This window comes from Microbacterium sp. NPDC078428 (genome assembly GCF_044542535.1).
Taxonomy (GTDB): domain Bacteria; phylum Actinomycetota; class Actinomycetes; order Actinomycetales; family Microbacteriaceae; genus Microbacterium; species Microbacterium limosum.
This window is the reverse complement of sequence record NZ_JBITUP010000006.1, coordinates 24,091-45,798: the sequence shown is the minus strand read 5'-3', so window position 1 is coordinate 45,798 and position 21,708 is coordinate 24,091. Positions and strand designations below refer to the sequence as shown.

Below are 21,708 nucleotides of genomic sequence, written 5' to 3'. Positions count from 1 at the left end.
CTGCGCCCCGTGGGTCATGGTCGGCGGGCGCTCGACGAAGCGGAGCCTGCCGTCGTCGCGTGCTCCGTGAGCTTGCGGGCCGCGCGCTCGGAGGTGCGCCTCTCGGCGTCGCGCCGGGCCGCCGCCAGCACGGCGCGGGACTCCTCGTCGAGCGTCGACTCTCCCGCGTCGGCGGCGAAGTGCTCGACGTAGCGCTGCAGCGGACTGCGCCGCGACCCCGACCGCAGCGCGCCGGCATAGGTGCGGACGGCCGAGTCGGCGGCGGCCCGCACCACGGCATCCTCGTGCCCTCAATGGGTGGGTAGCACTCGACAGGTTTCCCGATCTTGTGATCCCGCCGGAGGATCGTGCAACCCTGGGGAACACGCTCGACAGGACCAAGCGGAAGCTCTCGCTCATCATTGGAGCCGAGATCCCCGACGCAATCTGGAGGTGGTGACGTGACTGAGTCCGATCCCGAGTTTCCGACAGCGATGGACTTGGTACGTGCCGCCGCGGATGAGCGGATCTCGCGAAGAGCTGGTTGGCTTCTTGCTGTCCTGGCGTTACGAGCCGCGTTACCGAACGACTGGTCTCGCCGACGACTGGGAGTTCCGAGACAACAGCTTCGAGGTCGTCGAGTACGCGTTCGTGAATGACTTCATTGACGAGACCGATTACGAACGCATCGTTCGAGCCCTCGACGAAGATGGCCCCGCTACGAAGGATTCCGGTGGCCCCAGGTCGCCTTCGGCTTGAGGTTCGCGACTTGCCTCATACGTCTTGAGATCGATGCCGAAGCGATCGGCGACGTCCTCGAGCGGTTCCGAGTCGGCCGCGAGCCGATCTCGCGAAATGCGCTGAGTCTCTCGGTCGTCGATCGTCTCGACAATCTCCTCGAGCAAGCGGTCAACGCTGACCTTCCGGCTCGCCGCCAGCGTGGCGATCTTGGTAGCGGCCTCAGCAAGGGTATACAACCGGTGCCACGGGTGGTCGCCGTGGCGGGCATTAGCGACTGTCTCGCCAGCGTAGGAGCTCGCGTCGCCGGCAACGTGCCACCGCTCTTGACCGGCAGATACGGTGATCGTGTTGACCAGCTACCCTAGGGGGGTACCGTATATATCGTGAACGGGTACGCCAGCAAGAAGGACGATCTGCAGAAGCGGCTGCGTCGGGTGGAGGGTCAGGTGCGCGGTATCGCGCGGATGGTCGATGAGGACAAGTACTGCATCGACATCCTCACTCAGGTGTCTGCGGCGACGAAGGCTCTGGAGACGGTGGCGCTGTCGTTGCTGGGCGATCATCTGACGCATTGCGTGGCTGAGGCCGCTGCGGAGGGCGGTCAGGTCGCTGCGGACAAGATCCGTGAGGCCAACGACGCGATCGCCCGCCTGGTCCGTTCGTAACCCGACAACCGCATTCACCTGGAGGTACTGATGACTGACCGCACCGATCTCGGCTTGACCGACACCAACGCCGGCTGCGCCTGCTGCTCCACGGCATCCGCGCCGGAGACGCCAGCTGCTGCATCCGCTGTCACAGGCGAAGTGCTGGTGTCGGGGATGACGTGCTCGCACTGCGTATCGAGCGTCACGGAGGAGCTGACCGCGATCGACGGTGTCGAGAACGTGACGGTGGACCTGAACGCTGGTGGTACGTCGCGGGTGACGATCCACAGCACCAGCCCGGTCGATGGCGCGGCGATCGAGGCGGCGGTGGAAGAGGCTGGTTACACCCTGGCGGGCGCACCGGCATGAGTACTGTCGACGTCGAGCTCGAGATCTCCGGGATGACCTGCGCGTCGTGCGCGACCCGGATCGAACGCAAGCTGAACAAGCTTCCCGGTGGGGAAGCGTCGGTGAACTATGCCACCGAGAAAGCACGGGTCCGCGGGGGAGACGTCGACACCGCTGAACTTATCGCCGCCGTGGAGGCCGTCGGCTACCGCGCCACTGTGCCCACCCCGACCGCACCCGACACCGCCACATCGACACGGTGCACGCGGGGGTTACCCCTGCCGAGAAGCTCGACATCATCCGGAGCCTGCAAACTGAGGGGCGGGTGGTGGCGATGGTCGGCGACGGGGTCAACGACGCCGCAGCTCTCGCGGCCGCAGACCTGAGGCTGGCGATGGGGGGCGGGACGGACGCGGCGATCGCAGCGAGCGACATCACCATCGTCTCCGGCGACCTGATCATCGTGGCCGACGCGATCCGCCTGGCCCGCCGCACTCTCGGCACGATCAAGAGCAACCTGTTCTGGGCGTTCGCGTACAACGTCGCCGCGATCCCGGTTGCGATGGCGGGGCTGCTCAACCCGCTGGTCGCGGCCGCAGCGATGGCGCTGTCGTCCGTGTTCGTCGTCACCAACAGTCTGCGGCTGCGCCGGTTCCGACCCAACCCAGCCCCTGCCGTGGCAACCGCGGATTCCCGTCTTTCTGTATCGGCCTGACCCTGTGCGCCTCCGGGCGCACCCAGTGAAGGAGGGCTCTGATGAGCCAGCACGATCACCACACACCCGCCCCGAGCGGGCACACCGCCGCCACCGCCGAGCACGACCACGATCAGGCGCCTGCGGAGGGGCATTCCAGCCAGGGGCACGCCGACCACGGTGGGCCGGCCGGTCACGGGGATCACGTCGCGAAGTTCCGGAGGCTGTTCTGGATCATGCTGATCCTCGCCGTCCCGGTGGTCGGGTTCTCGATGATGTTCTCGATGCTGATCGGCTACCCGCTCCCGGATGCCGCATGGGCGGGCTGGATCTCCCCAATTCTGGGGACCGTGATGTATGTGTGGGGTGGCGCCCCGTTCCTGATCGGCGCGGTCAGCGAACTCCGCTCCCGCAAGCCCGGGATGATGCTGCTGATCGCGTTGGCGATCACCGTGGCGTTCCTCGCTTCTTGGGGTGCGAGTCTCGGGGTGTTGGATCACGAGCTGGACTTCTGGTGGGAGTTGGCGCTGCTGATCGTGATCATGCTGCTCGGGCACTGGATCGAGATGCGCTCCCTCGCCCAAACCACCTCCGCCCTGGACTCCCTCGCCGCCCTGCTCCCCGATGAGGCGGAGAAGGTCGAGGGGGACAGCACGGTCACCGTCGCCCCCGCCGACTTGACGGTTGGGGATGTTGTGGTGGTGCGTCCTGGTGGGCGGGTGCCCGCGGATGGGCGGATCGTGCAGGGGTCGGCGAGCATGGACGAGTCGATGATCACCGGCGAATCCCGCGCGGTACGCCGCGGCGAAGGGGATCAGGTCATCGCCGGCACCGTCGCCGCCGACAGCGGTGTCAGGGTGGAGGTCACCGCGGTCGGTGAGGACACCGCCCTGGCGGGGATTCAGAAGCTGGTCACGGATGCGCAGAACTCCTCCTCGCGCGCCCAGCGGCTCGCGGATCGTGCTGCCGGGTGGCTGTTCTGGTTCGCGCTCGGCGCCGCCGTCATCACCGCAGTGGTGTGGACGTTGGTTGGGCTGCCGGATGATGCGGTGATCCGCACGATCACGGTGCTGGTGATCGCGTGCCCGCACGCGCTGGGCCTGGCGATCCCGCTGGTGGTGTCGATCGCGACCGAACGGGCCGCCCGCGCGGGGGTACTGATCAAGGACCGGCTGGCGTTGGAGAGCATGCGCACCGTGAACACGGTCCTGTTCGACAAGACCGGCACCCTCACCAAGGGCGCCCCCGCCGTGACCGGCATCGAACCGGTCGACGGCACCGACCCGGACCAGCTGCTCGCAGTGGCCGCGGCCGCCGAAACCGACTCCGAACATCCCCTGGCCCGCGCCATCGTCGCCGCCGCGAAGGACAAGCAGCTCACGATTCCTCGCTCGAGCGAATTCGAGTCGTCCCCGGCGGTGGGAGTCCGCGCCACCGTGGACGACCGCACCGTGCAGGTCGGTGGCCCGTACATGCTGGAGCAGGAGCACGCCGACGAGCTGCCCGTGGCTGACCGGTGGCGGGAGGAGGGTGCGATCATCCTCCATGTCCTCATCGATGGGTTTGTCGCGGGCGCCTTGCGGCTGGCGGATGAGATCCGCCCGGAGTCGAGGGAGGCGATCGATGCCCTCCACGCCCGTGACGTGCAGGTGGTCATGATCACCGGTGATGCGGACGCGGTCGCTGCGGCGGTTGCTGCCGATCTGGGCATCGACCGGTACTTCGCCGGTGTGCGCCCCGAGGACAAGGCCTCCAAGGTGAAAGAGCTGCAAACCGAAGGCCGGAAGGTCGCAATGGTCGGCGACGGGGTGAACGATGCTCCCGCACTCGCGCAGGCCGACGTCGGGATCGCGATCGGTGCCGGCACGGATGTCGCGATCGCGTCCGCCGGGGTCATCCTCGCCAGCGATGATCCCCGGTCGGTGCTGTCGGTGATCGAGCTGTCACGGGCGAGCTACCGGAAGATGAAGCAGAACCTGTGGTGGGCGGCCGGCTACAACCTGATCGCGGTCCCCCTCGCCGCGGGGGTGCTCGCACCGATCGGGTTCGTGCTGCCCATGTCAGTCGGGGCGATCCTGATGTCCCTGTCGACCATCGTGGTCGCGGTGAACGCGCAGCTGCTGCGTCGGCTGGATCTCAGCCCGGACGCGATGATCCACCGCTGAACTGGGTGGTGCCGTACCGTGGAAAAGGGAAGGAGGGTGAAATGTCGCTGATCGCGTTGACCGAGCGGCTGCGGGCCGGCCGGTCCGTGGCGCGGACGATGCTGCTGCTGATCGCCCTCATCGGTGCGGTCATCGTCGGCCTCCTCGCGATGCATTCCCTCAATACCCACACCGCCGCCGACACCGGCCACCACGCCGCGATGACCACCGACCAGACCGTCGCCGGCACCGCGGGCATGGGGGATGCTCACGCCCCGACTGCGGAGGAGCCGTGCGCGGACTGCGGGATGGGCGATGCGGGAATGCTCGCCATGGCCTGCCTCCTCGCCGTACTGGCGACGCTGCTGCTGATCATCCGGCCCCGCGACGCCCAGCAGTGGCTAGCCCGTCTCCCGCGCCCCGGGCCGCTCCTGCGCGGTCTCGTCGAGGCGGCACCGCTTCGACCTCCCTCATTGACAAGTCTTTGCATCAGTCGTACGTGACGCGGCTGCAGATGCCCCGGACACCCGTTGTCCTGGGTCTCTGTCCGCACGCCTGGCCGAACCCGGCCGGGCGCACCGTCACGCACACCTCTTGGAGAGACCACTGATGAAGATTCGCTACGCGGCATCCGCCGCCCTCGCCCTCGCCGCCGCGCTGGTTCTGGCCGGCTGCGCCGACTCCGGCAATTCCGGCTCCATGCCGGGCATGGACCACGGCAGTTCCACGTCCCCGTCAGCCAGTGCCGTCGCTGGGGACTTCAACGACGCGGACGTGATGTTCGCGCAGATGATGATCCCCCACCACCAGCAGGCCGTCGAGATGTCCGACATGCTCCTCACCAAGGACGGCATCGATGACCGGGTGGTCACCCTCGCCGAAGACATCAAAGCCGCCCAGCAGCCCGAGCTCACGCAGCTCGAATCGTGGCTGCAGGCGTGGGGCGCTGACCTCGCGATGAACTCGATGGACGGCATGGACCACGGCAGCGGAACGATGACCGGCGAGGACATGCAAGCCCTCGACGCCGCCACCGGAGCCGACGCCGCCCGCTTGTTCCTGGAGCAGATGACGATGCACCACGAGGGCGCGATCGAGATGGCCGAAGGTGAGGTCGACAACGGTCAGAACCCGGACGCGGTCGAGATGGCGCAGACCATCATCGACACCCAAACCGCCGAAATCACCGCCATGAAGGAGATCCTCGGAACCCTCTGACGCCGGCAGCGCGGTGGGGACCGCTCGCATCACGGCGTATCCCCGCCGCGCGGTCGGATCAGTGAGCCACTATGATCCACCACACTCTCACCGACCCGTTCCGTCGACGCGGAGTTCGTCGCTTGGCGGCGTTTCTTCTCGCCGGGTTCACCGTCGCTCTGCCGGTGACTGGTTGCGTCAGTCAGCCGCCATCCACGGGCGCCGAACACGCCGACACCGCGATCAAGCATGTGCACGGCATCGTCCCTGACGCATCCGGGTCTGGGTTCCTCATCGGCACCCACGACGGTATCTACACCGCTACAGCCGACGGGGCGCTCGGCCCGCGCGTCGACGGCCCGACCTTTGACGCGATGGGGCTCACGGTGGTCGACGGCACGTTGCTCGCATCCGGACACCCGGACCGCACCACCCCCGCTAACCTCGGCTCGCCGCACCTGGGCATCATCCGCAGCACGGACGGCGCCCGGACCTGGTCGCCGGTCGCTTTCACTGGCGAGAAGGACTTCCACGTCCTGGCCGCCGGCCCGGACGGCTCCGTCTATGGCCTCGCCACAGACACGATCGTGATCCTGTCGAGTACCGACACGGGCGACACCTGGTATCCGACCGGGGCGTCTCTGTTCGCGTACAACCTGATCGCGGACGCCGCTGGTCGGATCATCGCGTCCACGCCGGACGGATTGCAGATCAGCACCGATGGCGCCGCCTCCTTCACCCCCTGGGAGGAAGCGCCTCTCATCGCCTTGATGAACGTTTCCCCCGATCATCGACGAATCGTCGGTGTCGGAACGGGCGGCAAGATCTGGGCCACCACTGCCGGGGCGCCCTCCTGGGTCGAGGTCGGGACGGTGCACGGCACAGCGCAAGCTATCGCGGTCACCAACTCCGGCGACGTCCTCATTGCCGACGAGAGTGGCCTCACGCTCCTGCCGGAAGTCGCATCCCCGTAACAAGACCCATCTCGGCGCTGACGCGCCACCCACTGAGAAAGGAACGATATCGATGTCAGACAGCAATGATCACACCACCTCTCACGAGGAGAAGCAGCACAACAACACCATGCTCGGCATGTACATCCGCTTCGGCGCGATGATTCTCACCGCCGTCGTCGTCATGTACTTCGTGATGTTCGCCGGCTCCTGGGAGTGGGGCCACATCCGCCTCAGCGAGAGCCGCATCTTCATGGCCCTCACCATGGGCGGCACGATGGTCCTCATCATGCTGGGCTGGATGCTCAACATGTACAAGAACACGAAAGCGAACATCGCAATCATCGTCGCCGGCGTGCTCCTCATCGGCGGAGGCATCTTCCTCGACCGTAGCCAGATCACGGTCGACGACACCGCCTTCATGCAGGGAATGATCCCGCACCATTCACTCGCGATCACCCGATCCGAACGCGCACAGATTCAGGACGTCCGAGTCTGCGAACTCGCGGTCAATATCAGCGAAGCGCAGAAGAAGGAGATCCTTGAGATGGATTGGCTCATCAAGGACATCGCCGAAAACGGCATCGCGGCAACACCCGAGGAAGCTGCGGCGCGTCCCGTGCCTACCTACGACGAACCTGCCGACCGAACCTGCCCAACGGACTAAGAACTCAGCGGGAGGTGCGTTTCGTCTCGCTGCGCTCGCTCAACGACCGGAACAGAAAACCCTCTCACACCAGGGAAAAGAAGAACCCCCTCGGTGTAGAAGCCACCTCGGGGGTTCAGTGGCTCCGACGGGCGTCGATCCCGTGGCCTCACGATTTTCAGTCGTACCCCTCGTCGTCGTCGACCTCGAGGGGCGCGGCGGTGAGGCGCATCAGCTCGTCGGCGTCGGATACGGCCGTGCGCAGGCGGCTCACCACCGTCGCGAGGTCGTCGGAGGCGAGGATGCCGTAGCGATCGAGCGTGCCGATGGGCGCGATCCCGGCGAGCTGCCAGAGCGAGAGCACCGGGTCGTCGGAGAGCTCCTCGTCGGGCGACCATGGCGCGTCGACGAATTCGGTCGCGGTGACGAGGAGGCGGCGCACGTCGCGCTCCGCGGCATCCCGTTCCGCCCGCAGGTCCTCGTCCCAGACGAGGGCCGGCACCTTCCTCACGCGGGCCCGGGGGTAGGGATCCTCGTCCTCCCAGCCGACGACGTCGAAGCGGTCGCCGCCGACGGCGGCGAGGAGGATCGACTCTCCCACGTCGCGGTATCCGCGGATGTGCGCCATGGTGCCGCGGGTGAAGCGCTGGTCGCCGCCGCCCACCTCGCCGCCCCGCTCGATGAGGACGACGCCGAACGCGCCGTCGCCGGCCGAGACGTCGTCGAAGAGCCGCCGGTAGCGGGGTTCGAAGATCCGCAGCGGCAGCGGCATGCCGGGCAGCAGGGCGGACCCAAGCGGGAACATCGGCAGCACCGGCACGACACCAGCGTGCCACCGTCGAGGCGGGGTCAGGCCGGATCGATGCGAAGAACGCCGGCGCTCTCGCCGGCAGCCACGTCCTCCACGAGGCGCAGCGACCGGGCCAGGTCGTCGACCGCGGCGCGCACCGTGCCGAATCGCCCGCGGTCGCTGCACACGGCGGTCACCGTCACGAGGTGCGTGCCGGTGTCCCACGTGTACGTCGCGAACGGCGGCGTGCGCTCGTCGGGCGGAAGGTCGACCACCAGCCGTTCGCCGACCCCCAGATACGTTCCGCGGAAGGTCTCGGTGTCGTCGTACTCCATCGGCATGCTCGCGCGCGCCGCCCGTACCTGCGGCGTGGCCTCCTGCACCTGCGCCATCACGACGAGCAGCTCCGGATCGCTCTTCCACACCCAGACGAGCACGCGACCGGCCGCGCGGCGCATGAGCAGCGGGGCAGCCTGGCTCATCGCCCAGGCCGCGATCCCCGAGCCCGGCCGCTCGGGGGCGCCCATCGCGCGGTTCGCCTGGCCCAGCAGCATCCCGATCGCCGCCTTGCGATGCCGTCGGCCGCGCAACCCCAGCGACCCGGTGACGGGGACCCACCGCTCTCGCGGGGCATCGGCCTGCAGTCTCGCCATTCCCCCAGGGTAGGGCGGATGCCTGGGCCCGCGGTGTGGGCGCACCCGCCCCGCCTCCCGGGTCCGCGCGAACCCCTCGGGTAGAGTGACTGCTCGCGTGCACGTGAGACGCCCCCCATCCGCCGCACAGATTGGCAGCCCCCCGTGAGTTCGTCCGAGACCCACGGCGCCGACCGCGAGTCCGACGCGCCCGTATCGCCGCGCGCCGAGGCGGATGCCGCGTCATCCGCACGGCCTCTCACGATCGTCATGGGCTGCGACACGTTCGCGCCCGACGTGAACGGCGCGGCACGCTTCAGCGAACGCCTGGCCGCCGGTCTCGTCTCGAAGGGCCACGACGTGCACATCGTCGCCCCGAATCAGCGCTACCGCCGTCAGGCGCCCGGGCCGGAGACGATCGAGGGCGAGCAGGTCATGGTCCACCGGCTGCCCGCCGTGCGATGGCCTCCGCACGACTGGCTCCGCTTCGTCTGGCCGTGGCGCTCCAAGCACTACGCGCGCCAGGTGCTCGACGCCGTCAAGCCCGATGCCGTGCACATCCAGTCGCACATCGTCATCGGGCGGGGCCTCGCCCGCGAGGCGCGCAAGCGCGGCATCCCGGTCGTGGCGACCAACCACGTGATGCCCGAGAACATCCTCGATCACACGACGCTGCCCCCGGCGCTGCACGACCTCTTCGTGAAGCTCGCGTGGGACGACGCCGCCCGCACGTTCGCGCTCACCTGCGCGGTCACGACGCCGACCCGCAACGCCGCCGACTTCCTCGAGCGGGCGATCGACATCCACGGGGTGCTGCCCGTCTCCTGCGGCCTCGACGCCGGCAACTACCTCCCCGACCTGACGCCGCGCGAACGCCACCGCGTGCTCTTCGTCGGCCGGCTCACGCGCGAGAAGCAGATCGACCTGCTCCTGCGGGCCGTCGCCCAGCTCGATCCCGCGCTGAAGACCGAGGTCGACATCGTCGGCGGAGGCGATCAGCGCAAGAACCTGGAGCACCTGGCGGAGGAGCTGGGGCTCGCCGACCGCGTGACGTTCCACGGCCGCGTCGACGACGACGAGCTTCGCAGCATCTACAGCCGTGCGAGCGTCTTCGCGATGCCCTCGATCGCCGAGCTGCAGTCGATCGCGACGATGGAGGCGATGGCGTCGGGCCTGCCCGTCGTCGCCGCCGACGCCATGGCGCTGCCCCACCTCGTGCACGACGGCGAGAACGGCTATCTGTTCGACCCGGAGAGCGCCGACGACCTCGCCGAGAAGCTCGCCGCGGTGCTGTCGGCGGATGCCGATCGGTTCCGCCAGATGCAGGAGGCCTCGCTCGAGGGCGTGAAGATCCACGACATCCAGCGCACGCTGCGCACGTTCGAGGCTCTCTACCGCGGCGAGCCCGTCGGGTCGTGACGACCGACGCGGCCGATCGGGGGCGCTCCGAGGACGGCACGCCCCGCCGCGTCGCGCTCGTCTGCGACTACTCGCTCGACTACCTCGGCGGCGCGCAGAGCGCGTTCCTCGACGAGGCGACGCTGCTGCGCCGGGCCGGTCACGACGTGCTGCTCATCGCCCCCGAGCCGGAGGATGCCGAGGCATCCTGGCTGCGCGAGTGGCGTGGCATCGGCGGTGCCGACGCTCTCGTCCCGGCCCGCGTGACCCTGCCGGGGGTCGATCTGCCCGTGATCCGCAACACCGCCGGGCTGCGCTCCCGCCTCGCGCAGCAGCTGGCCGAGCACGATGTCGAGGTCGTGCACGTGCACTCGGAGTTCGGGCTCTCCGCCGCGGCGATCAGCGCGGCACGCCGGCGGGGTCTTCGCACGGTGCAGACCGTACACACCTTCTTCTGGCAGGCGCCCGTGCCGCGGGGGGTGGGCGTCGTCGCGGCGGGTGCGGTGCGGATCTTCGCCCGCTGGCTGCGCGGATTCCCCTCATCCCGTGCCGCGCTCGCCGAGGCCCCCCTCGACTCGGCCCTTCGGGGGCTGACCCTCGCCACCGGTCAGCGGGTGGATTCCGTCGTGTCGCCGTCGGCACACCAGGCGGTGCGGCTCCGCGAGGCGGGCCTGGCCGACGTGCGCGTCGTGCCGAACGCCGTGGCGCTTCCCGACGCGGCCGCCGAGCCGCTGACGTCGGTGGACGCTGCGCTGCGGATCGTCTGGGTCGGGCGTCTCGTGCCCGAGAAGAGGCTGATGGAGTTCGTCGCCGCGATCGCCGAGGCATCCCGCCGCCTTCCCGGCGGCTCGCTGTCGGTCGACGTCGTGGGCGAGGGGCCGCTGCGCGCCGAGGGCGAGCGGTCGGCCGAGGGGTTGCCGGTGCGCTTCCACGGACGACTCGATCGCGGCCGGGTGCAGGAGCTCATGCGGCAGTCGCACGTGGTCGCGCTGTCCTCGTACGGATTCGACAACCAGCCCGTGACGATCGTCGAGGCTCTGCACGCGCGGCGCGGCGTCTTCTACGTCGATCCGGCGCTGACCGAGGGTGTCGACGTCGCCGGCCTGCGCGCCGCCGGTCCGGAACCGGAGGCGATGGCGGAGATGCTCATCGCGCTCGTGCAGGACCCGGCACGCGTCGTGCTCGCGTCACAGCGTGCGGCCGACGGCGCGCGGGAGTTCGACCCCGAGGTTCACGTCGCGCGGCTTCTGGGCGTGTACGCGGGACGCCGCGGTCTCTGACGCGACCGGCTCGGACCGGGACCGGTCGGGGATGCGGGCGCGGTCGGTCGGCACGCGACGGTAGCCGTCGGTGAGCAGGAGATGTACGGTGCCGGCGATGCCGGTGAGAGCGGCGAGGGCGAGGGTGCTCATCAGCAGGATCATGGCAGTCACGCTACGATGAGCGGGTAACTGCCACGAGTGGCAGAGCAGACGCTGTTCGTAGGAAAAGTGCCACTGATTCCGGGGGTGCGATGAAGACGGTCGCCGTCGTGGTGCAGGAGGGCTTCTCGCCCTTCGAGTTCGGGCTCGCGTGCGAAGCGTTCGGGCTCGACCGCTCCGACGACGGCATCGAGCCGTTCGACTTCCGCATCTGCGCCGCCGAGTCCGGCCTCGTCGCGTCGAACCTCGGCTTCTCGATCACCGTCGAGAACGACCTGTCGTTCGCGGCCGTGGCCGACCTCGTCGTCGTCACCCCCGTGCCGCGGGCGACGTGGGCGATGGCCGACGAGCGGGTATGCGAGGCCGTGCGGGGCGCGGTCGCGCGCGACGCCTGGGTGCTGAGCGTGTGCAGCGGCGCGTTCGTGCTCGCGGCATCCGGGGTGCTCGACGGGCGGCGGGCGACGACGCACTGGCGCTACGCCGAGACGATGAGGGCGATGTACCCGGAGATCGAGGTGGATCCCGACGTCCTCTACGTGCAGGACGGCAAGATCATCACGAGCGCCGGTACGGCTGCGGGTCTCGACGCGTGCCTGCACCTGCTGCGACAGGAGCTCGGGGCCGAGGTGACCAACGCCATCGCGCGCCGGATGGTGGTGGCCCCCCAGCGGGACGGCGGGCAGGCGCAGTTCATCGCCCGGCCACTGCCGAGGGTGACCTCGCTCTCGCTCACCCCCGTCGCCGACTGGATGCTCGAGAACCTGCGCCACGACCTGACGGTGGAGCAGGTCGCGGCGCGTGCGCACATGTCGCCGCGCACATTCGCCCGCAGGTTCAAGGCCGACTTCGGGGTGACCCCCGCCGCCTGGCTCGCGCGGCAGCGGATCATACACGCCCAGCGCCTGCTGGAGACGACGGACCTGGGGCTCGACCGGATCGCGCAGGACTGCGGCTTCGGATCCGCGGCGGTGCTGCGCCAGAACTTCACCCGGATGCTGGGGACGACCCCCACGGCGTACCGGGCCACGTTCGCCGCCTGACCCCGGGGGGCGGACCGGGGCTGTGCGCCGTGGCTGCGACAACATTCCGGAGGGATGCGGGGTGAGCCGGGCGTACGCCGCCCCGGCGGCCGCTCCGCGCCGATGTGTCCGGAATGTTGTCTGGCGCGGGGTGGGCCCCGACGCCCTGCGTGCCCTGTGGGGCCATTGCCGCCGGCGTCCGGGTAATGTTAAAGTTGAGCCAACAAGGCTCAAGTTAAACGTGAGCCCGAGGATCTCTCGAGAATGGACGACCATGCAACCAGGCCAGCAGCCGCAGGAGGAGCAGCAGAGCGCCCTCGAGCAGTTCGGCATCAACCTCACCGAGCGCGCAAAGCAGGGCAAGCTCGACCCCGTCATCGGGCGCGACGCCGAGATCCGGCGCGTCAGCCAGGTGCTCACGCGCCGCACGAAGAACAACCCCGTGCTGATCGGCGAGCCCGGCGTCGGCAAGACCGCCGTCGTCGAGGGCCTCGCACAGCGCATCGTCGCGGGCGATGTCGCGGAGTCCCTCAAAGACAAGGAGCTCATCACCCTCGACATCTCCGCGCTCGTCGCCGGGGCGATGTACCGCGGACAGTTCGAGGAGCGGCTCAAGAGCGTGCTCAAGGAGATCACCGAGTCCGAGGGTCGCGTCATCACCTTCATCGACGAGCTGCACGTGCTGATGGGCGCGGGCGGCGGGGAGGGCTCGGTCGCGGCATCCAACATGCTCAAGCCGATGCTGGCCCGCGGCGAGCTGCGCCTGATCGGCGCGACGACGCTCAACGAGTACCGCGAGTTCATCGAGAAGGATGCTGCGCTCGAGCGCCGCTTCCAGCAGGTGTACGTCGGCGAGCCCAGCGTCGAGGACACCGTTGCGATCCTGCGCGGGTTGAAGGAGCGGTACGAGGCTCACCACAAGGTCGCGATCGCCGACGCCGCGCTCGTGGCCGCGGCATCCCTGTCGCACCGGTACATCCCGAGCCGGCAGCTGCCCGACAAGGCCATCGACCTCATCGACGAGGCCGCGTCGCGGCTGCGCATGGAGATCGACTCCGCGCCGCTCGAGATCGACGAGCTGCGGCGCCACGTCGACCGGCTGAAGCTCGAGGAGCTCGCGCTGAAGAAGGAGAAGGACGACGCCTCGAAGGAGCGGCTTGCCAAGCTGCGCGAGGACCTCAAGACGCAGGAGGCGCGCCTCGGCGAGCTGCAGGAACGGTGGGAGCACGAGCGTGCGTCGCTGAACCTGGTCGGTGACCTCAAGACGCGTCTCGACGCCGCGCGCGTGGACGCCGAGCGCGCCCAGCGCGAGGGCAACCTCGAGAAGGCGTCGCGGCTGCTGTACGGCGAGATCCCCGCGCTGGAGCGGCAGCTCATGGAAGCCGAGCGGGCCGAGTCCAGCGAGGACCGCATGGTGAACGACCAGGTCACCGACGAGGACATCGCGAACGTCATCGCGGCGTGGACGGGAATCCCCGTCGGGCGGCTCCTGCAGGGCGAAACGGAGAAGCTGCTGCACCTGGAGGCCGAGCTCGGCAAGCGCCTGATCGGGCAGAAGGATGCCGTGAAGGCCGTCTCCGACGCGGTCCGTCGCTCGCGCGCGGGCATCAGCGACCCGAACCGCCCCACCGGCTCCTTCCTCTTCCTCGGCCCCACGGGTGTCGGCAAGACGGAGCTCGCCAAGGCGCTCGCCGAGTTCCTCTTCGACGACGAGCACGCCATGGTGCGCATCGACATGTCCGAGTACGGCGAGAAGCACTCCGTGTCGCGGCTCGTCGGCGCCCCTCCCGGCTACATCGGGTACGAGCAGGGCGGCCAGCTCACCGAGGCCGTGCGGCGCCGCCCTTACTCGGTCGTGCTGCTCGACGAGGTCGAGAAGGCCCACCCCGAGGTCTTCGACGTGCTCCTGCAGGTGATGGACGACGGGCGCCTGACCGACGGTCAGGGCCGCACGGTCGACTTCAAGAACGTCATCCTGATCCTCACGTCCAACCTCGGCTCGCCGATCCTCATCGACCCCACGCTCTCCCTCGAGCAGAAGCGCGAGGCCGTGCAGGGGCTCGTGCGTCAGGCGTTCAAGCCCGAGTTCATCAACCGGCTCGACGACATCGTCATCTTCCAGGCGCTCACGCAGGACGACCTGGCGCAGATCGTCGAGCTCGCGGTGGATGCGCTTCAGCGCCGGCTGCACGAGCGGCGGCTGACGCTCGCCGTCACGCCCGACGCGCGCGCCTGGCTCGCCGAGCGCGGGTACGACCCCGTGTTCGGTGCTCGGCCCCTCCGGCGCCTGATCCAGTCGGAGATCCAGGACCGCCTCGCGATGGCGATCCTCGCGGGCGGCGTGCGCGACGGCGACGTCGTGCGGGTGGATGTCGCGGCCGACGGCACGTCGCTGGTGCTGACGAGCGACGGGCCCGCGGCCCCGGCATCCGATCCCGGCGACGGCGACGACGTCATCGAGGCCGAGCTCATCGAGGACTGATCCCCGCCGCGACTCCGGACCGCGTCGGGCACCACTTCTGCGACGAGACACCAGCCGGCGGACGCTGTCTCGACGCAGAAGTGGTGTTTCGGCGGGCGGGCGGGCCGGACGCAGGTCGGCGGTAGGGTGGCCGGGTGATGGATGGCGCGGGCGGGGCGGATGCCGTGGCCGCGGCATCCTGCGTATGAGAAGCGCCGAGGCGCTCTGGCGCTCGTGCCACCCGGGCCCGACGCTCGTCGTCTCGGTGCTGTCGCTGCTGCTGGGTCTCGCGGCGGGGGCGACGCCCACCGCGCTCGCGCTGCTCGTAGGATCCGTGTTCGCGGGACAGCTCTCCATCGGCTGGTCGAACGACGCGATCGACGCGGGCCGGGATCGCGCCGTCGGCCGCACCGACAAGCCGATCGCGCGCGGCGAGATCGGCGTGCGCACGGTGTGGATCGCGGCGGTGGGGGCCGTCGCGGCGGCGCTCATCCTGTCGGCGCTGCTCGGCCCCGGCTTCCTGATCGCGCACGGGGTGTTCCTCGTGTCGGCGTGGTCGTACAACGTCGCGCTCAAGCGCTCGGTGCTCTCGCTGGCGCCCTTCCTGCTGAGCTTCGGGCTCTTCCCCTCGCTCGCCACCCTCGCGACGGATCCCGCTCGCGTGGCCCCGCTCTGGGCCTGGATCGCCGGCGCCGCCCTCGGCGCAGCCGTGCACCTGACCAACGTGCTGCCCGACCTCGACGACGACGCGCGCACCGGCATCCGCGGCCTGCCGCACCGGATCGGCGCCCGGGCCTCGGCGGTCGCGGCGTTCGCAGCCGTGGCGATCGGGGCGCTCTCCGTGCTTCTGGGCGGCTGGATGCTGCAGCCGGCCCCCCTCGCGGCCGCCGTATCGGTCGTGGGATGCGTCCTCGTGCTCGCCGTCGCGGCGGCGGGACTCGTGCGCGCCCTGCGCGCGCCCGACCGGACGGTGTTCCCCCTCGTCATGGTGTCGGCGCTGCTTCTGGCGCTCCAGCTCGCGGCGACGAGCGCCGGTCTCTGACGTGCGCCCGAGGTCCGCGTGACTACCCGGGGTCGAGGCCCATGGAGTATGCCCGCGCGAGCATGTTCCCCGCGGGGGAGTGCAGGATGCCGCGCAGGGCAGCCGTCCGCGCGCGATGCGCAACCGGCCCGGCCGCCCGCCCGATGACCGTGTTGGCCGTCGCGATGCGTGCCGAGATCGCGGCGGCGCGGCGGCGACGTCGGTCCCACTCGCGCAGTTCCCCTGCAGGCTCCTCACCCGTGACGATCCAGCTCGCGAGCAGCGGGGCGAGGGTGGCGGCGTCGATGAGGCCGAGGTTCATGCCCTGGCCGCCGATGGGGCTCACCTCGTGGGCGGCGTCTCCGATCGCGACGACCCTCCCCCACCGCATCCGCGGCACGAGCGCCCGCCGCACGCCGAACGCGGCGGCGGCCGTCACGGCTGCCGCCGCGTCCGCCGAGCCCGTGCGGCGGGTGATGGCGTCGCGCAGCCACGCCGCGGGCTCGGCCTCGGCATCCGCCGGGGACCGCCACGCGACGAACCGACGCATGCCATCCGGCAGCGGGAACGACTCCAGGACGCCCTCGGGGTGCAGATGCACGACCGCCGTCGTGCCCTCTCCCGTCGCATCGGGCGCGTCCGTCATGACATAGCGGTCGGGGTAGGCGCGGATCCGGGTCGACGCGGCCAGCGGCGTGATCGCCCGCCCCGCCGAACCGGTCGCCACCACGACGATGCGTGCCCTCTCCTCCGTCGTCACGTCCCCGCGCCGCAGGCGAAGCCGCACCGCCTCGGGACCGCCGCGAACGCCCTCGACGGTGCACCCGCGCACGACGGCCGACGCTCCCCAGGAGGCGGCCGTGCCCGCGAGGGCGTCCTCCGTGCGGGACTGCGGGAGGGTTGCGACGTACGGATGACGAGCGTCGAGCCGGTCGAAGCGGACGAGCCCGAGCGGCCGCGCGGCCCGGGCCTCGCCCCGGAGGACCCGGAGGGCGGACGACAGGATGCGGGCCGTGGCTCCGGACGCCTCGAGCGCGTCGAGGGCGGCCGGATGCACGCCGACGGCCCGGCTGCCCGGGCCCGGCTGCGCGCGCCGCTCGAGGACGGTCGCCTCGACGCCGAGCCGCGCGAGCTCCGCCTGCAGGAGGGTGCCCACGGGCCCCGCCCCCGCGATGATGACGTCGTGCACGGTCAGTGCCCGGTTTCGCTCACGGCGAGCAGGCGGAACGCCGCCGGGCGCTCGACGCGCCAGCCCTCCGGAAGCACGCCCTCCAACTCGAAGGCCGTGTAGCTGCGGCGGATCGACCGCAGCCCGTCCGTGCGCAGGAAGCTTCCCGGCGCCAGGGGCGTGACGCCGATCGCGTACCCTGCGTAGGCGAGGGCGGAGCGATGGATGTCGGAGTGCAGGCTCACCCCGCGCGAGAGCACACGGGAGTCGGCGAGCACCGCCGCCAACTCGCTCCGGCTCAGGTGGTGGAGCAGGTGGTTCGAGACCACGACGTCGAAGGCGTCGCCCCGGGCGGCGAGGTCGCCGCTGTGGCCGAGCATGTATTCCACTCCGCGCATGGATGCCGCGCCCCGCGCGACGCTCAGGCTGCGGTCATCCGGATCGAGTCCGAGCCCCGTCACCGCGAAGCCGTCGGCGCGGGCGCGGGAGACGATTCCCCGCAGCACGTCGCCGGCGCCGCAGCCGATGTCGAGGATGCGCGCTTCGCCCCCGCCCCGGGCGATCAGCCGTGGCCGGATGTGTCGCCGATAGACGCCGCCCCATCCGGCCACGAGTCGATTGATCAGCGCGAAGCGCTCCAGGGTGCGGCGCAGACGGATCGCGTCGCAGTGGGGATCGTCCATGAGCTCGCGCAGATCCCCATCGCGGCGCGCGAGGGGCGGGGCGATCATTCGGCGAAGCCGGTGCCGACGGCTGCGAGCGTCTCGGCGTGCACGGGTGCGGGTACGCACGCCCGCAGCAGGGCCGACTCGACCGTGAGGCCCGGACCGAACGCCACCCCCATCACCCGATCCTCATCGCGCAGGCGCTCGTCGCCCAGCATCCGCTTCAGGATGAACAGCACCGTCGCCGACGACATGTTGCCGTACTCGCGCAGCACGTCGCGCGAGTGCCGCAGCGCGGCCGGCGACAGCGCGAGAGACGACTCGACACGGTCCAGGATGCTGCGCCCGCCGGGGTGCACGGCCCAGGCGTCGATGGGCGCGTCCGCGCGCGCGAGCAGCGGGTCGAGAGCGGCGCGCACCTCGCGGCCGATGACGCGCGGCACCTCGGCGGTCAGGGTCATCTCGAACCCGTGGTCTCCGATGACCCAGCGCATCTCGTCCTCGCCCTCCGATGTCAGGGCCGTGCCGAATCCGTCGAGCTCGAGAGTGCGGGCATCGGGTGCCGGTGCGGCGGAGACGACCGCGGCCGCGGCGCCGTCGGCGAAGACGGCGGACGCGACGATCTGCTCCGGGTCACTCGAGACGCGGATGTGGATCGTGCAGATCTCGCCGCACACGACGAGCACGACCGCCGAAGGGTCGGCGGCGCAGATGCGCGACGCCGAGCGCAGGGCGGGGAAGGCGGCGGCGCATCCGACGAAGCCCAAGTGGTCCCGCTCGACCGTGGGCGCGAGGCCGAGGTCTTTCACGAGCCGGAAGTCCGGGCCCGGGGCGAAGAAGCCCGTGCACGACGCGGTCACGACGTGTGTGACGCCGGATGCCGGCATCCGCGCCTGCTCGAGCGCGTCCCGGGCGGCGCCGGAGAACAGCGCCGGGGCCTCGCGGATGTAGACGTCGTTGCGCGCACCGGTGAGAGGCGCGTGCACGGCGCGTGAGTCTCGATCCACGAATGCCGAACCGCCCGCGACGAGCTCGGGGAGCACCGTGTGGCGCGTGTCGATCGCGGACTGGTCGAATGCCGCTCCGATGAGCCTCGAGGTGAGGCGATCGGTGCCGGGCTGCGCGAGGAAGAGGTCGCGCACGTCGTTCTGGGTGATGACGGTGGGCGGCGTCGCGGTGCCGATGCCGAGGATGTGGGCGGGCATGCCTCAGAGTAACCGTGCGTCGGCGGTGGCCGGGTCGGGTTGACAGGGGCGGAAGTCGGGGACCGCACTCTCTGGACACGGGCGGGGACGAGGAGGAGCCTGTAGCGGGGAGCGGAACTCGAGGAGGAATCCATGTTCACCACGACGCAGCCATTCAGCAGTTTCTCGGTCGACGACATCCCCGCCGCCCTCGCCTTCTATCGCGACGTCCTCGGCTTCGACGTCGAGGAGATGCCCGAGATGGGACTCGATGTGCGACTCGGCGGCGACGCCCACATCTTCATCTACCCCAAGGACAACCACGAGCCCGCGAGCTTCACGGTGCTGAACATCCCCGTCTCGAACATCGACGAGGCGGTCGACGAACTCAACGGCAAAGGGGTCGCGACCAAGATCTACGACGACGCCGATCTGCCGACCGATCGGAAGGGCATCAATCGCGACCTGGGCCCGGCGATCGCGTGGTTCCTCGATCCGGCGCGCAATGTGATCGCGGTCATCGAGATGGACTGACCGGACGAGGGATGCCGGCGACCCGGCACCCCTCGTCCTTCGCGACCTCAGCCGCGCAGTGCGTCGACCAGCTTGACGCGCGCCCCCATGCGCAGAAGCGAGTTCTGGTAGATCTTCGCCCCGACGAGGATGGCGGCCACGCACGTGAGGATGAGGATCGCGAGCGAGATCAGGGCCTCCCACCACTGCGCCTCGCCCAGGTACAGCCTCATCGGCATCCCGACCGGCGCCGAGAACGGCACGTACGACATGATCGTCAGCACGAGCGGGTTGTCGTTGAAGAAGATGACGAGGAAGTACGGCGCCATCACGAGCATGATGAGCGGCGTCGTGGTCGAGCCGATGTCCTCCTGACGCGACACCATCGCCGCGGCGGCCGCGAACAGCGACGCCAGCAGGATGAAGCCGAAGAGGAAGAAGACGGCGAACCAGGCGATCGGCCCCCCGAGCCCCTGCAGCACGGCGGCCTGATCCGTGACGGTCAGGCCCACGATCGCGATCGCCGCGAGCACCACGATCTGTCCCATGGCGAGGATCGTGTTGCCGATGACCTTCCCGGCGAGGAGGGCGCGGGTCGGGATGGCGGAGATGAGGATCTCCACGACGCGGGTCTGCTTCTCCTCCACGACGCTCTGCGCGATCGTCCCGCCGAAGGTCGATGCGGCGATGAGGAAGACGATGCCGAAGGCGAGGGCGACGAAGTAACGCAGCGCGCCGTCGGTCTGGTCGGGGTCGAGCAGTTCGACCGGGGGAGCCTGCGAGAGCATGAGCAGGAGAGTCGTCGGCGCTTCGCTCTCGGCGACGAGCGCGAAGCCGACGGGCGAGTCGGAGTCGCCCACGAGCGCGGCGTCGACCGTCCCTTCCGTCACGAGCTCCTCGGCCGCCGCACGGTCGGGCACCTCCGTCACCTCCAGGCCCGCCATCGACGACACCGCGGCGGGCGCATCGGCGGTGACGGCGACGGGGATGCCGGAGGAGTCGCGCGCCTGGAACCCGCCCCAGACCACGGCCGCGAGGGCCACCAGGAAGAGGAAGACCGTCGAGATGACGAAGGCCTTCGACCGCAGCTTGGAGCCGATCTCGCGTTCGGCGACGAGCCACACGCTCTGCGCTGTCGAGGGGGCCGCGGGGCTCGACGCCCGCGTGGGGGTGGACGCGGTCACTGGATGACCTCCTTGAAGATCTGGGCGAGGGTCGGATGCTGCGGCGCGAAGCTGGCGACGTCGCCGTTGTCCACCGCGCGGCGAAGCACGCGCTGGGCGGTGGCGTCGTCCTCCACGTCGAACAGCGCGTACCCGCCGTCGAAGTCGGTCACGGTGACTCCCGGCTCGTCCCGGAGCCAGCCGGCGTCGGTGCCCGACACCAGTTCGTAGCGCCGCGAGCCGTGCTCGGCGCGCATCGCATCGCGGGCGCCGGCGGCGCGCACGGTGCCGCCCGCGATGATGACGAGGTCGTCGCAGAGGCGCTCGACGACGTCGAGCTGGTGCGAGGAGAAGAGCACCGAGACGCCCTGGGCGGCCCGCTCCTGCAGCACCCCCGCGACGACGTCGACGGCGAGCGGGTCGAGCCCGGAGAAGGGCTCGTCGAGGATCAGCACCTCGGGATCGTGCACGAGCGCGGCGGCGATCTGCGCGCGCTGCTGGTTTCCGAGCGACAGCGTCTCGACGAGGTCGTTCAGCCGCTCCCCGAGCCCGAGGCGCTCCAGCAGCGCGCGGGCGCGCGCCGCGGCATCCGACGCCGAGAATCCGTGCAGGCGCGCGAGGTAGGTGATGTGCTCGTGCACCTTCATCTTGGGGTAGAGGCCGCGCTCCTCCGGCATGTACCCGAAGCGGCGCCGATCCGCCGCGGTGAGCGCGGCGCCGTCGAGGGTGACCTCGCCGGCGTCGCGCGCGAGCACGCCGAGCACGATGCGCATCGTCGTGGTCTTGCCGGCCCCGTTCCCGCCGACGAAGCCGGTGAGGCGGCCGGGTACGACGTCGAAGGTGATGTCGTCGAGCACCCGCCTTCCGCCGTAGCTCTTCGTGATCCCGCTCAGCCTCAGCATCCGTGGTCCTCTCGTTCGGTGC

Annotated in this window: 21 protein-coding genes and 2 pseudogenes; 15 read left to right on the top strand and 8 right to left on the bottom strand. The window is 70.2% G+C overall.

What is annotated here, in order from left to right:
• Positions 1 to 14: 14 nt before the first annotated feature.
• Entirely contained in the window at positions 15 to 272 is a 258-nt protein-coding gene (locus tag ACIGCK_RS11570; protein ID WP_396666257.1) for a DUF2252 family protein, read from the bottom strand.
• Between the two features lie 831 nt (positions 273 to 1,103).
• On the opposite strand from ACIGCK_RS11570, the gene ACIGCK_RS11565 reads away from it, so the two are divergent.
• From ACIGCK_RS11565 to ACIGCK_RS11525, 9 genes and pseudogenes are all read left to right on the top strand, one after another.
• Positions 1,104 to 1,385: a metal-sensitive transcriptional regulator gene (locus ACIGCK_RS11565; protein ID WP_396666255.1), complete on the top strand. Its 282-nt coding sequence runs from the start codon at positions 1,104 to 1,106 to the stop codon at positions 1,383 to 1,385.
• A 30-nt stretch (positions 1,386 to 1,415) separates the two neighbouring features.
• The gene (locus ACIGCK_RS11560; RefSeq protein ID WP_396666253.1) at positions 1,416 to 1,736 is read left to right on the top strand and encodes a heavy-metal-associated domain-containing protein; all 321 of its coding nucleotides are present in this window, start codon (positions 1,416 to 1,418) and stop codon (positions 1,734 to 1,736) included.
• Positions 1,733 to 1,912, top strand: a pseudogene (locus ACIGCK_RS11555) (cation transporter); the annotation flags it as partial. The gene ACIGCK_RS11560 and the pseudogene ACIGCK_RS11555, both read left to right, overlap by 4 nt.
• A 53-nt stretch (positions 1,913 to 1,965) precedes the next feature.
• Positions 1,966 to 2,430: pseudogene (locus ACIGCK_RS11550) on the top strand (HAD-IC family P-type ATPase); the annotation flags it as partial.
• Between the two features lie 41 nt (positions 2,431 to 2,471).
• Positions 2,472 to 4,574 (top strand): heavy metal translocating P-type ATPase, encoded by a 2,103-nt coding sequence (locus ACIGCK_RS11545; protein WP_396666251.1) that lies wholly within the window; start codon positions 2,472 to 2,474, stop codon positions 4,572 to 4,574.
• Between the two features lie 41 nt (positions 4,575 to 4,615).
• Positions 4,616 to 5,056: a DUF6153 family protein gene (locus ACIGCK_RS11540; protein ID WP_396666250.1), complete on the top strand. Its 441-nt coding sequence runs from the start codon at positions 4,616 to 4,618 to the stop codon at positions 5,054 to 5,056.
• 106 nt (positions 5,057 to 5,162) lie between these two features.
• Positions 5,163 to 5,771 carry a DUF305 domain-containing protein gene (locus ACIGCK_RS11535; RefSeq protein WP_396666248.1) on the top strand — a complete coding sequence of 203 codons (609 nt, stop codon included), beginning with the start codon at positions 5,163 to 5,165 and terminating at the stop codon, positions 5,769 to 5,771.
• Positions 5,772 to 5,842: 71 nt separating this feature from the next.
• On the top strand, positions 5,843 to 6,724 hold the full coding sequence (locus tag ACIGCK_RS11530) for a F510_1955 family glycosylhydrolase (RefSeq protein WP_396666246.1): 882 nt from the start codon (positions 5,843 to 5,845) through the stop codon (positions 6,722 to 6,724).
• A 52-nt stretch (positions 6,725 to 6,776) separates the two neighbouring features.
• On the top strand, positions 6,777 to 7,370 hold the full coding sequence (locus ACIGCK_RS11525; RefSeq protein WP_396666244.1) for a DUF305 domain-containing protein: 594 nt from the start codon (positions 6,777 to 6,779) through the stop codon (positions 7,368 to 7,370).
• Positions 7,371 to 7,527: 157 nt separating this feature from the next.
• Here the strand turns inward: ACIGCK_RS11525 and ACIGCK_RS11520 are convergent, their stop codons facing one another.
• Both ACIGCK_RS11520 and ACIGCK_RS11515 read right to left on the bottom strand, forming a co-directional pair.
• A complete protein-coding gene (locus tag ACIGCK_RS11520) occupies positions 7,528 to 8,169 on the bottom strand; it encodes an LON peptidase substrate-binding domain-containing protein (RefSeq protein WP_396666242.1) in 642 nt (213 codons plus the stop codon).
• A gap of 29 nt (positions 8,170 to 8,198) precedes the next feature.
• Positions 8,199 to 8,792: a hypothetical protein gene (locus tag ACIGCK_RS11515; protein WP_396666241.1), complete on the bottom strand. Its 594-nt coding sequence runs from the start codon at positions 8,790 to 8,792 to the stop codon at positions 8,199 to 8,201.
• A 249-nt stretch (positions 8,793 to 9,041) separates the two neighbouring features.
• Here ACIGCK_RS11515 and ACIGCK_RS11510 point away from each other — a divergent pair, with 249 nt between their 5' ends.
• From ACIGCK_RS11510 to ACIGCK_RS11490, 5 genes are all read left to right on the top strand, one after another.
• Positions 9,042 to 10,190, top strand: coding sequence for a glycosyltransferase (locus ACIGCK_RS11510; RefSeq protein WP_396666470.1), 1,149 nt, complete (start codon positions 9,042 to 9,044; stop codon positions 10,188 to 10,190).
• Positions 10,187 to 11,449, top strand: coding sequence for a glycosyltransferase family 4 protein (locus tag ACIGCK_RS11505; RefSeq protein WP_396666239.1), 1,263 nt, complete (start codon positions 10,187 to 10,189; stop codon positions 11,447 to 11,449). Before ACIGCK_RS11510 ends, ACIGCK_RS11505 begins: the two co-directional genes overlap by 4 nt.
• 233 nt (positions 11,450 to 11,682) lie before the next feature.
• Positions 11,683 to 12,630, top strand: a complete 948-nt coding sequence (locus tag ACIGCK_RS11500) for a GlxA family transcriptional regulator (protein WP_396666237.1) — start codon at positions 11,683 to 11,685, stop codon at positions 12,628 to 12,630.
• A gap of 253 nt (positions 12,631 to 12,883) precedes the next feature.
• Positions 12,884 to 15,091 carry an ATP-dependent Clp protease ATP-binding subunit gene (locus ACIGCK_RS11495; RefSeq protein ID WP_396666235.1) on the top strand — a complete coding sequence of 736 codons (2,208 nt, stop codon included), beginning with the start codon at positions 12,884 to 12,886 and terminating at the stop codon, positions 15,089 to 15,091.
• Between the two features lie 184 nt (positions 15,092 to 15,275).
• The gene (locus ACIGCK_RS11490; protein ID WP_396666233.1) at positions 15,276 to 16,112 is read left to right on the top strand and encodes a UbiA family prenyltransferase; all 837 of its coding nucleotides are present in this window, start codon (positions 15,276 to 15,278) and stop codon (positions 16,110 to 16,112) included.
• 22 nt (positions 16,113 to 16,134) lie between these two features.
• Here ACIGCK_RS11490 and ACIGCK_RS11485 read toward each other — a convergent pair whose 3' ends face one another.
• Genes ACIGCK_RS11485 through ACIGCK_RS11475 form a run of 3 tightly spaced genes read right to left on the bottom strand, consistent with a single transcriptional unit; the run spans position 16,135 to position 19,129 of the window.
• Positions 16,135 to 17,280 carry an FAD-dependent oxidoreductase gene (locus ACIGCK_RS11485; RefSeq protein WP_396666231.1) on the bottom strand — a complete coding sequence of 382 codons (1,146 nt, stop codon included), beginning with the start codon at positions 17,278 to 17,280 and terminating at the stop codon, positions 16,135 to 16,137.
• Positions 17,281 to 17,282: 2 nt separating this feature from the next.
• A complete protein-coding gene (locus ACIGCK_RS11480) occupies positions 17,283 to 17,990 on the bottom strand; it encodes a methyltransferase domain-containing protein (RefSeq protein WP_396666229.1) in 708 nt (235 codons plus the stop codon).
• On the bottom strand, positions 17,987 to 19,129 hold the full coding sequence (locus ACIGCK_RS11475; RefSeq protein ID WP_396666227.1) for a type III polyketide synthase: 1,143 nt from the start codon (positions 19,127 to 19,129) through the stop codon (positions 17,987 to 17,989). Before ACIGCK_RS11475 ends, ACIGCK_RS11480 begins: the two co-directional genes overlap by 4 nt.
• A gap of 132 nt (positions 19,130 to 19,261) precedes the next feature.
• Here ACIGCK_RS11475 and ACIGCK_RS11470 point away from each other — a divergent pair, with 132 nt between their 5' ends.
• Positions 19,262 to 19,642: a VOC family protein gene (locus ACIGCK_RS11470; RefSeq protein ID WP_396666225.1), complete on the top strand. Its 381-nt coding sequence runs from the start codon at positions 19,262 to 19,264 to the stop codon at positions 19,640 to 19,642.
• A gap of 47 nt (positions 19,643 to 19,689) precedes the next feature.
• Here the strand turns inward: ACIGCK_RS11470 and ACIGCK_RS11465 are convergent, their stop codons facing one another.
• Both ACIGCK_RS11465 and ACIGCK_RS11460 read right to left on the bottom strand, forming a co-directional pair.
• Positions 19,690 to 20,805, bottom strand: a complete 1,116-nt coding sequence (locus ACIGCK_RS11465) for an ABC transporter permease (RefSeq protein WP_396666224.1) — start codon at positions 20,803 to 20,805, stop codon at positions 19,690 to 19,692.
• On the bottom strand, positions 20,802 to 21,686 hold the full coding sequence (locus ACIGCK_RS11460) for an ATP-binding cassette domain-containing protein (RefSeq protein WP_330170652.1): 885 nt from the start codon (positions 21,684 to 21,686) through the stop codon (positions 20,802 to 20,804). The genes ACIGCK_RS11465 and ACIGCK_RS11460 overlap by 4 nt, the downstream gene beginning before the upstream one ends.
• Positions 21,687 to 21,708 lie beyond the last annotated feature (22 nt).